This window comes from Streptomyces musisoli, assembly GCF_016741855.1.
Lineage (GTDB): Bacteria > Actinomycetota > Actinomycetes > Streptomycetales > Streptomycetaceae > Streptomyces > Streptomyces musisoli.
The window spans coordinates 121712-134814 of the sequence record NZ_JAERRH010000019.1 but is presented as its reverse complement, the minus strand read 5'-3'; the positions used below and the strand labels follow the sequence as shown (position 1 = coordinate 134814).

The following is a 13103-nucleotide window of genomic DNA, read 5'->3' as shown; positions in this document are numbered from 1 at the left end:
CCCGGCACCAGGGCAACGTTGCTCGCGGACTGCTCAGCGTGCTGCGCAGCATCTTCCGCGCCCTGAAACAGGAGCAACTGATCTTCCGCAATCCCACCGCCGGGATACAGGCATCCGCTGGAGTCCACCTGCCGCTGCCACTGCCTAGCGACCGCCTGGCCGGGGTCCTCGACCGGCTGGACGGGTCCGCCTCCCGGCTCATCGTCGGCCTGGTCGCCATTCATGCCGTGCGCGCCGTAGAGGTCGCCCGCCTCGACCTGGCCGATGCCGACTTGGCCCGGCGGACGCTGGCGGTGCACCGCGGCGAGCACACCCACACTGTCTACCTCGACGACCTGAGCACCCACCTCGTGGCCGACTGGCTGCGCGAACGCAGACGCCGCTGGCCCCAGGCCGCCAACCCGCACCTGATCATCACCAGCCACTCCTACCGGCACCCGGCATCGCCGCAGCTCAGCTACTGCGCCCTGCGGGCCGCCTTCGACCAGATCGGGCTGCTGCCCCGGCAAGTGTGGGCCGACCGCATCCTTTACGAGGCACGGGAGACTGCCGACCCAGTCCATCTCGTCCGGCTCTTCGGCATTCACCCCAACATCGCCGTCAAATACGTGCACGCCGCCCATCCGGATAAAGCCTTACCCCGGATCCGCTGACGGGCGACAAATGGAAGACATCGACCATTCCGTCGACCTAGCCACCATGCGGGCCGCTCGGCAATCCGGACTTGATGCGGCATGAGTCTGCAACGACGTCAAGTATCTTCAGAGTGCTTCCCGGGCCGCGACGATAGCCCCACCTCGAACGGTATACGTGCCAGCGAATCGTCGATGCGTCCCGTCCGTTTGTGTCGAGTCATATCGGACTGTGACGTCATCACCGTCCGCGGCATACACGGTGAAGGAGACGTTCGCTACCTTGGAAATCTGTTCGACGTAAGAATCGTAGGATCCGCCAACGAGGTGCTTGCCGCCTAACGCCCATGCGCGAGCGTAATTGTGAGAGTTGACGGCGTCAAAATAGTCCCGGACGATCTGGCGTGAGGTGTCTGGGGTCAAATCTGATTTCGTACGTTTCTTGCTGAAGTAGAATGCGAGGAGTGCAGCATCCACGATCACCCACAAGATAAGTACTAGCGCTAGCGCGCCACTGCCTACGCGCGCACAATCCTCTCCATATGGGCAAGTCTTATTTGCGTAGTTTTGCGATGCGATGAGCCAGATAAGGAAGATGACCTGGATGCCGCCGAAGACCCATGGGAACACGGGGCGTTTCGAGGTGGCGCCGCCCGCCTGGACCGGCTTCCTCTCCGGAACCCCGGAAATGCTGTCGCGTTGTGAAACGTTCCGGGCCCCACACTTTGGGCAGAAAATATCCTCACTCCCTATCGATTCGCCACAATTCGAACAGGTCGCAGTCTCTGACACTGGATGCTCCTTGTGCGGCACGTTGGGTGGGGCGTCGTTGAGCTGAGCACTCGATTTAAGGCGTCGAGGGTTGAATCCGGGCATCTCCCCACGATCCGTAGTAGACACTTCCGGAGTCTTGGCCGGTATACGTGACGGTCAGCTTGATTCGCAGAGCATTACCGATGTCGAGTTTAATGTCTCGTGATTCTCCTAGATGGATTGTCTCCCGATATTCTCGCGTTCCGTCGATCGCCACCTCGAAGGTCAGACTTCCCCCTGTGGGAGAATCGTCACGCAGTCCTACTGTGGCCGCAAAGGTACGGTAATGGCGGCCAAGGTGATATTCGGCAGAATTAACCGGACCTGCCGCGTTGGCTGTCAGCGTGACGCTCCTGGCGAACCCTTTCCCGTTGATCTCGACTGCGCTGGTGTCCACACCTTGGGTGGATGTCAGCGGCTCGAGTTCACTGAGATACCGAGCCTGTGAGGCTGGGCTCGTGGCCTCGGTAGGCACAGGCGTCTCGCTCGCAGTGACGGTGACGGGCGGAGGTGTCCTAGTAACAGTCCGCGTGGCTTGACCGGGGCTGGACTCCCCACCTCCGCAGGCGCCGGCTATGGCCATCGCTGCAGCTGCAGTTGAGCATGTGACCAGAGCCTTGAGCCTCAACGGCGTCTGCTCTAGCTTTCGACGGCGTGTGGAGATCGTCATGCGTCCTCCTGGGAGGTTCACGACACCGGCGGCGGAACCTGGTCCCGGACGCGCACTGGGCAGTCACCTGATTACTCCACCATGGCCCGTGCAGGATCCCGCCGCACGTCGTGCGTCACCCGACTGGGTGCTACCGGCAGAGCCGTGATGATTCCCTGATCTGGAGTTTTGAGACGGGACATTAGTTCGGCTTCTTGGGCGCCGAGTCGGCCGTCCCTGACGCAGGAGGGGGGTGTCAGCACAGTCGGGTCAGTGTGCCAGCGGAAGTACGTCGAACCCCGCCTACCGCTGGGCCGATGCTGATAGCCACGTCCTGGGCCAGGCCCTGCGCCCGATGTAGACCGGACTCGCCCGGCTCCCTCGGGACGCCGGCATCCGGCGCGGCGGCGGGCGGCTGGAGCCGGGACCGACGACGCCGTTCACTTAAGTCCGCTGGTGCCGTAAGCCGAGAACTCGTCCCCAAGTCATGACTGACCCCGCACTCACGGCCGGGTTCCCGGTCACATGCCTTCGAGATTCTGGGAACCCATGCGCTTCCGTCTTCGACGTCCTGGAGGCCGACGGGCTGGAGCTCCTGGACAGGCCGTACCGAGAACGCCGCGCCCTGCTGGAGCGTCTTCTTGCGGACGGGGTGCTCGTCGCACCGATCACGCTGTACCCCGCCACCCCGGACCGGGCCATCGCCGAGGACTGGCTCGACCCGGCGTGGGGCGTGGCCGGCATTGAAGGAGTCCTGGTGAAGGGCAATGCCCAGCCGTGCTCCCTCGGCCGCCGCGGCTGGATCAAGGTGAGAGCACGGCTGAGGCGCTGATCGGCGGGACCACCGGTGGCATGCGGGCGCCGGGCACGTTGCTGCTCGGCCGGTACGACCGCGGCCGACGGCTTCGACTCGTAGCCCGGACGGCGCCCCTTTCGACCGCCGCGCGCCGGGACGTCGGCGCGGTGCTGCGCCCGGCCGGCCCGGAACACCCTTGGCGCGATGTCCGCTTCTCGGCGGGCTGGGGGCGTGGTGACCTCGACTTCACGCCGGTCGATCCCGAGCTGGTCGTGGAGTTCGTCGCGGACACCTCGGTCGACGAGGGCCCGCTGGCGGCACCCCGTGAAGGTAGCCCGGGTCAGGACCGATGTGGAGGCTGGAGCGGTGCCGCTGTTCGAGGGGTGACCACCACTCACGTCGTCGCCCGTGCGCAGTTCGCGCGCCCGGACAACAACTGGTAGCCATCCCACTGGGTGACGTTCGTTCGGTACGGCACACAGAAGTGAAAGCCCCTCACGTCACTTGTACGTAAGGGGCTTTCACAGACTCCGATCCCCCGGGCGGGGGTACCGTTCCCAGTGGACGCTAGGAATGGAGCCAGTATGCCCCACTACGCCGATACCGGCGGGGTCGCAGAGAGCAACGGGCAGCGTCTCGCCCGCCTCCGCGCGCGCCACCGGTGGACACAGCAACGCCTGGCCGATGAGGCCGGGTTCTCGCTCGCGTCGGTGCGAGCGTACGAGCAAGGGCGCAGGAGCCTAGACCGGTCAGCGATCGTGCTTGCCTTCGCTAAGGCCCTGGATTGCCATCCAACTGAGATCACCGGAGCCCCATACGTGCCGCTGAATTCCGACACCGACGGGCAGGCCGCGGTCGCATCTGTGGCCGGTGTGCGCCGGGCTCTGCTGCGGCACGGTCGGCCAGCCCGGCCGGAGGAGTACGAGGTAGCCGCCGTCGACCTGGCCGACCTGCACAAGCGAGTGGACGAGGCGAACGCCTTCCGTCAGGCCGCAGCTCTGGCAAAGTCGGGCGCGATGCTGCCACAGTTACTCCGCGACCTCCAGGTCGCGTGCGAGGTGGTCGAAGGCGCCCAGCGCCGGGAGGCATTCAGCCTGCTCACTTCGGGCTACGAGTGCGCCATGCAGTACCTCTACAAGCTGGGCTATACGTCGGATGCAACGTTGGCCACTGAGCGGGTGGTGTGGTCGGCGCGTGAGACGGAGGATCCGCTGCGGGCCTTGGCCTCCCAGTGGTACGACGCCGGGGAGTTCCTGAGCATCGGCGAGCACGACGAGGCGGGTGCCATCATCGACGGCGCCCTGACCGAGCTGGGCACAGTGCGCGAGTCCACCCCCGAAGCGGTATCTCTACGGGGAGCCTTCCACCTCAAGGCTGCGCTGAACTCGGCACGGTCGGGGTCCCCGGCCGTGGCGGAGAATCACTGGGAGAGGGCCAAGGCCGCGGCCGAGGAGCTAGGCGAGGACCGCAACGACTACCAGCTCCAGTTCGGTCCGACGAACGTTGCGATCTGGGGTGTCTCGCTGCCGGTAGAGATGGGCCGTGGCCGAGTCGCGGTGAATCGTGCGGAAAAGGTGCGCCTGCCGGCGAAATTCTCCCCTGAGCGGCACTCTCACCACTTCATCGACGTGGGCCGCGCCCTCTTCTACAACGGTCAGCGTGAGCAGGCCCTCGGTGCGTTCCTGCGTGCCGAACGGCTGGCGCCGCAGGCCACCCGGATGCACGCGGGTGTGCGGGAAACCGTGGGCACCATGATCCGGACGCAGAAGAGGGGGGAACTGGTTGAGCTGGGCATACGGCTCGGTGTCGTCTGAGCCTCCAGAGTCCTACGTTCTGTAGCACTTGCATCACCCTCTGGTCCCTAACGTTGCGTGAGTACCCACCACCAACCTTTCGGGCCAGGGGGTTTTTATGTTCACCGCCGCGCCATACCCACTGGCGTACATCTACGACCGATGCGTGACCGAGAACCCCGCGAGGCCCTCACGATCTAGCTCAGGAAACCAGGGAGTCCCCTCCGTGAAGTTCCCCGCATCTGCCACACATGACGCAGCCGACGGCCATCCGGTGCGGTCCGCGATGGTCCTTGTGGCCATGGAACCGGATCAGTTCCCCCGCTACGCGTGGGAGTCCAGCATCGCGGTAAACGAGGGGGCCGGCCGCAGCGCGCGGTTACGGGTGCGCACTCGGCTTACGGTGGCCCGCTGGGCCGGCGATGTCGAGGTGGCCGCCCGGGTAGCCGAGGTGCTCGTGGACAATGCAGGCAGGCACGGCCAGCCGTTTGCCAACGGGTTCGTGGACATGAGGCTGCGGGTGTTCCCTGGCACGGACGAGCTTTGCATCGAGGTGGACGACGCCGTCCCTGAGTTCGCGAACTTCGCCGCGGTCACGTCCCCCTCGCACGAGCAGGGCCGGGGACTAGGGCGGGTGAGGGGCTACGGCGGCCGCGTGTCGTGGTGTCCGCGACGGGACGCCGACGACATGAGCGTGGGCAAGACCGTCACGGCGCGTCTCCTTCCGAACGGGCAGGATGCGGCGTGAGCACTGTCCAGCAGTTACCCAGGCGCGAGCCTGCCCCGGACTTTGACCGACCGGATGCTGAGCCAGCCGAGTTCAAGCTGCTAGCCCTGGACATCGACCCTCGGCAGGTCGCTTCCGACATGGGCGACCTGGCCGCCCGCGTACGCAGCCTGATGTCGCTCCAACAGCAGACGGTGTTGCAGCTCCCGTTGGGCGGTGGCTTCTTCGACGCCGTGGTCACGGCCGGCGGCCCGCAGGCGTACGCGGCCGTCGCGGTGCTGGATGAGGTCCAGCGGACCAGCGCCGAGCAGCCGGATGCGTGCGGGCCGGTCATCCACGACCCGGTGCGAGACCTGTACGTCTGGCTCGTGCCGCCCGGCACCAGCGAGCAGTGGAGCGCGCACCGCTACTCCCTGTGCCTCGGCCGCCCGCACCACATCGCCCTGCCCGCGACGACGGACACGGAGCCGCCCGGCCCGTACTGGCTGCGCTCCTTCCGCGGTGACCGACTCGTCCCGCCCACCGCGCTTCGCCAGCAGCTCGACCAGTTCAAGCCGGGCCCCCCGCCGCACGAGACGCTCCTCGCTTCCGTCCTGAGCACGATCTCCTGATCTCCGCGTGCAGCGTGCCCGCCTGCTTCCTCGGCGCTCCACGCTGCACGCGGTCCGGCTCCTGCCGCCGAGAAAATCCCCCCTCGGCGGCAGGTCACGACTTCTAAGGGGAGGAAAACGTGTCCACATCCCTCGCACCCGCGGCCCGTACTGCTCGGCTCGACGCCCTGCGCCAGGACTACATGGACGAGGCCATTGCTGCCGTCACCCGCCACGATCGTGCGGTGCGCGTTGCCCCGTACGTGCTGGCACCGCCCGGCGCCGAACGGCATGCGGACCTCGAACTGATAGCCAGGTACGCGGCGGCCGCGGGCTGGCAGGTGGCCCGCAGCTCGTTTGCCGACACGGGGCAGCCGCTACCGCTCGCCGAGCGGCCCGGCTTCACGGCGGCCTGCCAGTACGCGGCGCAGGGCTACGCGGACGGCGTCCTCGCCATCGCCAGGCCGGCCATCACCACTGACGACGACAGCTACGCGCGGGTCCTGGAGCACCTCCACAACCACGGCGTCTTCCTGGCCTTCCTGCCCGCGCAGCGCGAGGCCACCCCGTAGCACCCGCTCCTCGCCGGACGCGACGAGCATCGGCCAGGAGCGGGCTTCAAACGCCGGGTGCCAGGCAACCATCCCCGTCAGCCTGGCACCGGGTACTGACAGAGAAGGGATGTGCCGTGCAGGGTCCTCGACCGTGCCAAATTGAGCATCCGGCCCCCGGAGCCCTGGTCGGCGGAACGCCGACCGCAGCACGACGGTTCGACCCCGGCCGGATACGCCGCACGTACAAGGCGGTGCTCGGCGAGAGCCGGTTGGGCCTCCCTGAGCTACGCGACGATGAGCAACGCGCGACCTGGGCCGGAATCCTGCGCGGACAGCTTCGTCTGCTCATCGGGGATTTCGATCCCCAGCTCGCTGCGATGAGCGTAGAGACGCATCGAACGGCCGAACACGTCATTCGCCGGGCACACGAAGCCCTCGACGTCGGTATCAGTGAATCCCGGAATCTCGCCCACCTGTACGACCTGGCGGTGCTGTCCCGATCGCTCCTCACCTTGCACGAGATGGCGCGGACGTCCCGGTCGCCTCCCTCGTCGTCCGATCGCGTCTCCCCGTCGGTATGACCTCCGCAGACCCGTGCCGTGCTGTCCTTCCTGACCGGGGCATCACACTCCGCACGGGCTGACTCTTCTGGCCGTGCCTGCGGCGGATCCAGGCGAGGCGGCTACATCGCTACCGACGACACCGACACGGTCCTGCTGCTCGTCGACGCACTCGTCCTACGGCCGGGCTTCCACGGTGTGCGCGTGCGCTGGTCCACCGACCGGAGGTCTGCCACGCGGTGCAGTGGGGCGAGCCCGTGCCGGTGACCGAAGGCGACACCGTGCGCGCCCGGTTCTACGGGTACAGCGAGCAGGCGATCAGCGCCCTCACCCAGGAGTTAGCGGCCCATGGTCAGTAAGCAATCCGGCGAGCCGAGCGGCGAGGACGCAGGGACACCGGCTCTCAACGTGTGCACGTTCCACGGTTGTTCGAGACCACCATTCCCGTCGACTCCGACGGCTGGTGCTGGCGATGCGCCAACGCACCGAAAGATGTCATCCCGATCGCAGACGACGAAGACGAAGTCGACGAGGACGACTACCTATGAGCCAAGACCGCGCGGACGCCGACGGCGTCCGGCCTGTGCAGTACACCTCGATCACGGTCAGCGCGCTCGGCGTTCGCGCTCAGGCGGACGGCAAGAACGGTTTCGAGGCATGGCGGATTCTTCACCGCCGACAGCCGCTGATCGTCTGGGCCGCCGTGGCGTACGTCGCCCTCCTCGTCGTCGGTGTCGTCGGGCTGCTGGTGATCGTCCAGTGAAAAACGATCGCCCTCCGGACTCCGCTGCTGCTGGTCGCCTGTAACCGGCCGGAGCGGGTTAGGCCCGGGAGGCAACCGCCTCACCGGGAAACACTGAAGGAAGGAATCCGACATGGTGTCGAAGGCTCAGGAAGCTGCGCAGACCACGGACCAGGTCGCGGACGGGGCCGATGTCGAGGCGTTGGTCGACACCGCGGCCGTCGTCCGCAGCGAGGACGTAGAGCAGGAGGAGTGCTACACGTTCTGACCCGGCACGACAGCGGGCGCCTGGCCACGGTGGTGTGCCGGGCGCCCGTCCCATCTGCTGCTCTTCTGGAGACTCACGTGATTCACATCTTCACCGGGCCCACGCTGAGCCCGGACGATTTCGCCCTCCAAGGCGCGGACCTGCGGGTATGGCCCCCCATTGGGCACGGCCACATGTTCAATTCGGCGATCCGAGCCGGTGACACGGTGGTCATCATCGACGGCGTGTACCACCAGGCGCCGGCCGTTCGGCACAAGGAGATCATCTGGGCACTGGGAAGGGGCGTTCGTGTCATCGGCGCGGCCAGCATCGGTGCCCTGCGTGCGGCAGAGTTAGGCGACTGCGGCATGCTCGGTGTCGGCTCCGTGTGGCAGGCATACGCGACGGGAGCCCTTGCTGGTGATGATGAGGTGGCCGTTGCCCAATCCACCGAGGGCGACCTGCGCGCCTGCACCTGGCCGCTGGTGCGCGTCCGGCAGGTCGCCGCCATGGCCGTGTGCCAGGGCGTCCTGGAGCAGGCCGAGGCTGACCAGTTCATTAGTGTCCTGGCCGGCGTGTACTACGCGCACCGGTCTTGGGACGCGGTGCGGCTGGTGAGCTGGCGGGAGGCGCCGGCGTTCACCCAGTGGCTGGCTGATCGGCTGGCAGAGGATCGACACTTCGGCGATGTTAAGCGGGTGGACGCCCTGTCCGCCGTCGCTCTGGCGCGGGACCTGGCGACTACGCCGGTGGAGCCCGTGGACGGCCTGCACTGGGGCACGCGCTGCTTCCGTCAGTGGGCCAACCGGCACGCCGCCCAGGACACCGAGCACGGGCGCCTGCGGACCCTGGCGCGCGTCAACTTTCAGCAGGTGTTTGACCCGCAGTTCGCGGAGGTCTGGTGGGAGTACCTGGGAAACCACAGCATGCAAGGGCTGCCCCGGGCGGTCGCGTGCGCGGTGACCCATCCCCGGATCGACCTAAGTGATGAGGCGGCCGCAGCCCGCCTGCTGGTGCGGGAGACCGCCGCCGACCGCGCCGATGTCGTCCGTTATGCGGCCATCAATGCGGAGATGGGGCAGGTGTACCGGGGCTTCTTCCCTGAAGCGATCAAGGAGACGCTGGTGCGGGACCTGCTGGCCAAGGTGTGGGCGACCGGCCCGGACGGCCTTGAGGAGGAGGCGTGGCTGCGCGGCCTCCAGGGCGCCCGGGAGGCCGTGGAGGCAGCGCGTCCGTTCGTGCTCGGGTTCCTACGTGACCAAGAGGCGGCCCGATGACCAGCTACCGCCTGCCCGGCACCGTCCGCACCCGCAAGCCAGAGGAGACGTGGGAGGCATTACAGCCCGAGCTTGCGCGTCTAGGGATCACCCGCGTTGCCCGACTGACCGGACTGGATCACGTGGGCATCCCCGTGTGGACGGCCGTACGCCCGGCCGCCCGCACGCTCGTGACCTCTCAGGGCAAGGGCGCCAGTGATCTCCTGGCCCAAATCTCAGCCGTGCTAGAGGCGGCGGAGTTGTGGCACGCGGAGCGGACCCCGCGGGTGGACGCCCGGGCAACGCACCGAGAGCTGCGCCTGCCCTACCCCATGGGCGCGCTCCCGGTGAAGGTGAACCACCCGGCCGTCGCCGACATCCCGCTGGGCTGGACGACCGGCCGAGGCTTGTCCACCCTGCGCGACGTCCTAGTGCCCGTGGACCTCATCAGCCGTGAGGCGCATCCGGCGCGCCCGGAGGTCTTCGCCGTCACCAGCAACGGACTGGCGTGCGGCAATACCCGCAAGGAGGCGGTGTTCCACGCCCTGCTGGAGTGCCTGGAGCGGGACGTGCTCCACCGTGACCACGCCGCCGGCGGCCGATACCGCTCGCTAGTGAACCCGACCTCAGTAACCGACCCGTACTGCGCGGACCTGATCGGCCGGTTCCTGGGCGCTGGAATGTGGCTGGAGGTCGTGCACGTGAGCAGCCCGTACAACGTGCCCGTGTTCGCGGCCTACATCTGGTCGGAGGACTACCCGATCGTGTTTGCTGGATCCGGCTGCCACGTCCTCCCGGAAATCGCTTTGTCCCGGGCGCTGACCGAGGCGGCGCAGTCCCGGCTGACATGTATCGCGGGCACGCGCGACGACCTGGACTCCCACGAGGGGGCGTTCGCAGCGCAGCCGGGCATGCCGGAGTTGGCCGACCTGCCGGCACGCGCCTGGACGGACTGCACAGGGTCGAGCATGGATCTGGAGCCGCACGTGGACCGGCTGCTGGCCCAGGTGGCGGACACGGTCAGCGGCGTGACGGGGCATGAGCCCATTGCCGTGGATCTGGAGGAGTCCCAGGCGTACGCGGCCGTGAAGGTGATCGCCCCCGGCATGGAGATGCGGATCACCCGCTCCATCCCTCGCACAAAGAAGCGGCATGGCTGACGTCCAGCTGTCCGTCGTGGAACGGCAGTTAGGAGCGGTGTACGACGCCATGCACGCCGCTCGCGCCGGCACCACAATCGTCGGTGACTTGTACGGGCAGGCGATGGGCGACCTGTACCCAGTGGAGGTGGACGCCTCGAGCTGCTCCGATTGGGCGCTGCTCGGCTCGATGGTAGCCAACCTGCGAATGCGGCCCGGGCAGCGCCTGGTGGATGTCGGCTGCGGCACGGGCGGCGTAGGCCTGTGGCTGGCCCGGGCACTGGCCGTCTCGGTAAGCGGAGTGGACGTGTCAGCCACGGCACTCAGCCTGGCCATCGGCCGGGCCGGGGAGTTCGGCCTGCCGGTGGAGCGTGTGGAATTCCGCGTGGGCTCCCTGGGCTCCACCGGGCTGCCCGCCCAGTTCGCAGACGGCTTGGTGTGCGTGGACGCCCTGGGGCACGAGAAGGACCGCCGCAGGGCGCTGGAGGAGATCCGGCGTGTCCTGCGCCCGGGCGCCCGGGCGGTTCTCACGTCTGGCCGGTCCCGGGTGAGCCCGGCCCTGCCGCCGTGGAGCGAGCAGGCGCAGGGCACCGGGTTGATTTTGGAAGCCGAGGAGGAGCGGCCCCACGAACCCGTGGTGTGGCAGCGCGTCTACAGGTCGTGGGTGGAACACGAGGCGGGGCTGCGGGAGCAACTCGGCCATGCACAGGTGGACAGCATGTTGACAGAGGCACGGACGCGCGGGCCGGAACTCCGGAATCGGGTGGCCGTCATCGTTACATTGAGGCGCCCCGAGGTCTGAAGGAGCCATCGCATGACTTGTCGTGTTGCCGTCTACGGAGCCGGTTCCTGGGGAACGGCGTTCTCTCTCGTCCTGGCCGACGCCGGGTGTGAGGTCACCCTGTGGGGCCGGCGGGCGGAGTTGGTGGATGCCATCAACAGCACCGGCAGTAACCCTGACTATCTTCCCCAGGTGAAGTTCCCCGCCCAGGTGCGCGCGACGACCAACCCCGCGGAGGCCGCCCGCGGGGCGGATATCGCCGTCTTCGCCGTATCCGCACAGAAGGTCCGGCCGCTGCTGGAGCAATGGCGGCCCCTGTGGGAGCCGCGCACAGTGCTTCTGTCCCTGATGAAGGGTGCTGAGCTTGGCACAGGCCTACTGATGAGCGAGGTGATTGCGGAGACGACCGGGGCGCGGCCGGACCGGATTGCCGTCGTCTCCGGACCCAACCTCTCGGCCGAAGTCGTGGATCGGATGCCTGCGGCGAGCGTCGTTGCGTGCGCCGACGAGAGCACCGCGGCTGTCGTGCAGACGGCCTGTCACACCTCCTACTTCCGGCCGTACACAAACACCGATGTGGTCGGCTGCGAGCTGGGCGGCGTCGTCAAGAACGTCATTGCTCTGGCCGTCGGCGTCACGGACGGCATGGGCTTGGGCGACAACACCAAAGCGTCCCTGATGACTCGGGGTCTCGCGGAGGCGACTCGCCTCGGAGTGGCTATGGGCGCGGACCCGATGACCCTCGGCGGTCTGGCAGGCATGGGCGACCTGGTGGCCACCTGCTCCTCCAAGCTGTCCCGGAACCACAGCTTCGGTGCCCGCCTCGGTCGCGGCCTGACGGTGGAGGAGGCCCAGGCCGCCACAACGCAGACGGCGGAGGGCGTAGCCTCCTGCCGCGCCGTGCAGGAGCTAGCGGAACGGCACGGCGTGGAGATGCCCATCACGCACGCGGTGGTCGACATGGTCCACAACGGGCGAGAGCCGCAGGACGTCGTGCGTGAACTCATGTCCAGGGCGGCGACATCCGAGAGCGTTGGCCGCTGATGCCGTCCGAGGCAGACCCTATGGCCCTCCGTGTGCGGGTCAGGTGGCGGGCGTGCTGCTGTCGGCGGGCTCGCCGGCATGGAGGACGCGGCGAAGGTCGGCGGTCACGACGCGGAAGTTACGGGTGCCCAGCCGGATCACCTTGCAGGGGTCGTCCCCGCGCGTGCGGGGGTAGCTCACCTCCCCCACCCGTCGTCCCGTGCCTGCGGGGGTAGTTCAGACCCCAAGGTCAAGATTCGCGTCACCGAGTGGTGGTTCCCACGCCTGCGGGTGGCCCCGGCGCGCCAGTTCGGTGACGGTGACCTGCCAGCCGTCTCGGTGCGTGCGGACGTACCCGAAGATCCCCTTCACTTTGAAGGAGAGCCAGCTGTCGTGGAAAAGGCTGTTGCGATCGAGGCGAAGTGATCGCTGGCCATCACGCCCCGGCGAACGCCTACCCAGAAGCGCCGGGGTGGAGCGGCCAGCGGCCTTGGGCGCGCGGGCGTGCGTGCGTTCCCTGTCGCCCACTCACCCCCCATTACCAGGCTGACGGCCACGAGCCCCGACCATCGGTCACGCTCCGGCAACGGAGCCGTCTAGCTGCTGTGGTCGGGCTCATGGTCGGGCCGACCATGAGCCTTAAGCCCGGATGCTCAGCGGTTGCGCAGCTGACTGCGCAGCCCTAGACGGGCGTTACGCGACCGGGCTGCGCAACCGGGTCGCGTGCCGGGGCGGCTGCGCAGCCCGCCCGAGGGTGATCTTCTCTTGCGTGCGAGCATCTGTCCCGGCCCGGTCGGCTTC

Annotated in this window: 17 protein-coding genes and 2 pseudogenes; 15 read left to right on the top strand and 4 right to left on the bottom strand. The window is 67.8% G+C overall.

Translation table 11 applies throughout. The annotated features are described in order from the left end of the window. Window positions 1-653, top strand: a pseudogene (locus JK361_RS33425) (hypothetical protein); the annotation flags it as partial. Window positions 654-761: 108 nt separating this feature from the next. Here JK361_RS33425 and JK361_RS42735 read toward each other — a convergent pair. Beyond that, window positions 762-1508 carry a zinc ribbon domain-containing protein gene (locus JK361_RS42735; protein WP_372448766.1) on the bottom strand — a complete coding sequence of 249 codons (747 nt, stop codon included), beginning with the start codon at window positions 1506-1508 and terminating at the stop codon, window positions 762-764. Beyond that, the gene (locus JK361_RS42730) at window positions 1480-2028 is read right to left on the bottom strand and encodes an NPCBM/NEW2 domain-containing protein (protein ID WP_372448768.1); all 549 of its coding nucleotides are present in this window, start codon (window positions 2026-2028) and stop codon (window positions 1480-1482) included. Before JK361_RS42730 ends, JK361_RS42735 begins: the two co-directional genes overlap by 29 nt. 553 nt (window positions 2029-2581) lie before the next feature. Between JK361_RS42730 and JK361_RS41650 the strand changes: the two genes are divergently transcribed. From JK361_RS41650 to JK361_RS33390, 6 genes are all read left to right on the top strand, one after another. Next, window positions 2582-2926, top strand: coding sequence for an ATP-dependent DNA ligase (locus tag JK361_RS41650; RefSeq protein WP_236053947.1), 345 nt, complete (start codon window positions 2582-2584; stop codon window positions 2924-2926). 20 nt (window positions 2927-2946) lie between these two features. Beyond that, complete coding sequence (locus tag JK361_RS41645; protein ID WP_236053946.1) at window positions 2947-3333, top strand: hypothetical protein; 387 nt, start codon at window positions 2947-2949, stop codon at window positions 3331-3333. Window positions 3334-3474: 141 nt separating this feature from the next. Next, window positions 3475-4704 (top strand): helix-turn-helix domain-containing protein, encoded by a 1230-nt coding sequence (locus tag JK361_RS33405; protein WP_201825524.1) that lies wholly within the window; start codon window positions 3475-3477, stop codon window positions 4702-4704. Between the two features lie 205 nt (window positions 4705-4909). Next, window positions 4910-5431 (top strand): ATP-binding protein, encoded by a 522-nt coding sequence (locus tag JK361_RS33400; RefSeq protein ID WP_201825522.1) that lies wholly within the window; start codon window positions 4910-4912, stop codon window positions 5429-5431. After that, window positions 5428-6021 (top strand): hypothetical protein, encoded by a 594-nt coding sequence (locus JK361_RS33395; protein ID WP_201825520.1) that lies wholly within the window; start codon window positions 5428-5430, stop codon window positions 6019-6021. The genes JK361_RS33400 and JK361_RS33395 overlap by 4 nt, the downstream gene beginning before the upstream one ends. 119 nt (window positions 6022-6140) lie before the next feature. Next, the gene (locus JK361_RS33390; protein ID WP_201825518.1) at window positions 6141-6572 is read left to right on the top strand and encodes a hypothetical protein; all 432 of its coding nucleotides are present in this window, start codon (window positions 6141-6143) and stop codon (window positions 6570-6572) included. A 266-nt stretch (window positions 6573-6838) separates the two neighbouring features. Here JK361_RS33390 and JK361_RS33385 read toward each other — a convergent pair whose 3' ends face one another. Continuing rightward, window positions 6839-7027, bottom strand: a complete 189-nt coding sequence (locus tag JK361_RS33385) for a hypothetical protein (protein WP_201825516.1) — start codon at window positions 7025-7027, stop codon at window positions 6839-6841. Window positions 7028-7153: 126 nt separating this feature from the next. Between JK361_RS33385 and JK361_RS42725 the strand changes: the two are divergent. The 8 genes and pseudogenes from JK361_RS42725 (at window position 7154) to JK361_RS33360 (ending at window position 12323) form a co-directional block, all read left to right on the top strand. Beyond that, a pseudogene (locus tag JK361_RS42725) lies at window positions 7154-7473 on the top strand (DUF6302 family protein). 66 nt (window positions 7474-7539) lie between these two features. Then, complete coding sequence (locus tag JK361_RS42245; RefSeq protein ID WP_268983223.1) at window positions 7540-7662, top strand: hypothetical protein; 123 nt, start codon at window positions 7540-7542, stop codon at window positions 7660-7662. Then, the gene (locus JK361_RS33380) at window positions 7659-7877 is read left to right on the top strand and encodes a hypothetical protein (RefSeq protein WP_201825514.1); all 219 of its coding nucleotides are present in this window, start codon (window positions 7659-7661) and stop codon (window positions 7875-7877) included. The genes JK361_RS42245 and JK361_RS33380 overlap by 4 nt, the downstream gene beginning before the upstream one ends. Before the next feature lie 112 nt (window positions 7878-7989). Beyond that, window positions 7990-8124 carry a hypothetical protein gene (locus JK361_RS42240; RefSeq protein ID WP_268983222.1) on the top strand — a complete coding sequence of 45 codons (135 nt, stop codon included), beginning with the start codon at window positions 7990-7992 and terminating at the stop codon, window positions 8122-8124. Between the two features lie 77 nt (window positions 8125-8201). Beyond that, a complete protein-coding gene (locus tag JK361_RS33375) occupies window positions 8202-9380 on the top strand; it encodes a TfuA-like protein (RefSeq protein ID WP_201825512.1) in 1179 nt (392 codons plus the stop codon). Continuing rightward, on the top strand, window positions 9377-10519 hold the full coding sequence (locus JK361_RS33370) for a YcaO-like family protein (protein WP_201825510.1): 1143 nt from the start codon (window positions 9377-9379) through the stop codon (window positions 10517-10519). The genes JK361_RS33375 and JK361_RS33370 overlap by 4 nt, the downstream gene beginning before the upstream one ends. Beyond that, window positions 10512-11300, top strand: a complete 789-nt coding sequence (locus JK361_RS33365) for a class I SAM-dependent methyltransferase (protein ID WP_201825508.1) — start codon at window positions 10512-10514, stop codon at window positions 11298-11300. Before JK361_RS33370 ends, JK361_RS33365 begins: the two co-directional genes overlap by 8 nt. Window positions 11301-11312: 12 nt before the next feature. Then, window positions 11313-12323, top strand: coding sequence for an NAD(P)H-dependent glycerol-3-phosphate dehydrogenase (locus tag JK361_RS33360; RefSeq protein WP_201825507.1), 1011 nt, complete (start codon window positions 11313-11315; stop codon window positions 12321-12323). A gap of 39 nt (window positions 12324-12362) precedes the next feature. On the opposite strand, the gene JK361_RS33355 is transcribed toward JK361_RS33360, so the two are convergent. After that, window positions 12363-12503 (bottom strand): hypothetical protein, encoded by a 141-nt coding sequence (locus JK361_RS33355; protein ID WP_201825505.1) that lies wholly within the window; start codon window positions 12501-12503, stop codon window positions 12363-12365. Between the last annotated feature and the right edge of the window lie 600 nt (window positions 12504-13103).

Coding starts and splice junctions, on each gene's coding strand:
- JK361_RS42735 (WP_372448766.1), bottom strand. CDS start 1,508: ATGCCCGGATTCAACCCTCGACGCCTTAAATCGAGTGCTCAGCTCAAC.
- JK361_RS42730 (WP_372448768.1), bottom strand. CDS start 2,028: ATGGCCATAGCCGGCGCCTGCGGAGGTGGGGAGTCCAGCCCCGGTCAA.
- JK361_RS41650 (WP_236053947.1), top strand. CDS start 2,582: ATGACTGACCCCGCACTCACGGCCGGGTTCCCGGTCACATGCCTTCGA.
- JK361_RS41645 (WP_236053946.1), top strand. CDS start 2,947: ATGCGGGCGCCGGGCACGTTGCTGCTCGGCCGGTACGACCGCGGCCGA.
- JK361_RS33405 (WP_201825524.1), top strand. CDS start 3,475: ATGCCCCACTACGCCGATACCGGCGGGGTCGCAGAGAGCAACGGGCAG.
- JK361_RS33380 (WP_201825514.1), top strand. CDS start 7,659: ATGAGCCAAGACCGCGCGGACGCCGACGGCGTCCGGCCTGTGCAGTAC.
- JK361_RS42240 (WP_268983222.1), top strand. CDS start 7,990: ATGGTGTCGAAGGCTCAGGAAGCTGCGCAGACCACGGACCAGGTCGCG.
- JK361_RS33370 (WP_201825510.1), top strand. CDS start 9,377: ATGACCAGCTACCGCCTGCCCGGCACCGTCCGCACCCGCAAGCCAGAG.
- JK361_RS33365 (WP_201825508.1), top strand. CDS start 10,512: ATGGCTGACGTCCAGCTGTCCGTCGTGGAACGGCAGTTAGGAGCGGTG.
- JK361_RS33360 (WP_201825507.1), top strand. CDS start 11,313: ATGACTTGTCGTGTTGCCGTCTACGGAGCCGGTTCCTGGGGAACGGCG.